Source organism: Mesorhizobium sp. M3A.F.Ca.ET.175.01.1.1, from assembly GCF_004791945.1.
Lineage (GTDB): Bacteria > Pseudomonadota > Alphaproteobacteria > Rhizobiales > Rhizobiaceae > Mesorhizobium.
Genome location: NZ_SRTP01000438.1, coordinates 1 through 279 on the forward strand (window position 1 = coordinate 1; position 279 = coordinate 279).

General features: G+C 60.2%; 1 pseudogene. It reads left to right on the top strand.

The features are described from left to right. Positions 1–15 precede the first annotated feature (15 nt). Positions 16–279, top strand: a pseudogene (locus tag EN818_RS32330) (hypothetical protein); the annotation flags it as partial.

The window sequence follows — 279 nt, forward strand, 5'->3', positions numbered from 1 at the left end:
AGCGAGGACGCGATCATGAGATTGCTGTCAGGCATAGCGACCTTCCTGGTCGCAACCTTTGCACTAGCGAGCACTTTTCCGGTTGATGCCGCCCCGATCTTCGTGCCCAAGGTGCAAAGCGCGCAGTCTGATGTCATCCAAATTCGGGATGGCTGGCACAGGGGCTACCGCCACTATCGGGGATATCACCAGCACGACGACTTCTGGGCGACTGGGGGTGCATTTGTCGCCGGAGCGCTGCTCGGCAGCGTGCTCGCCAACGACAACGGCTACTATGGC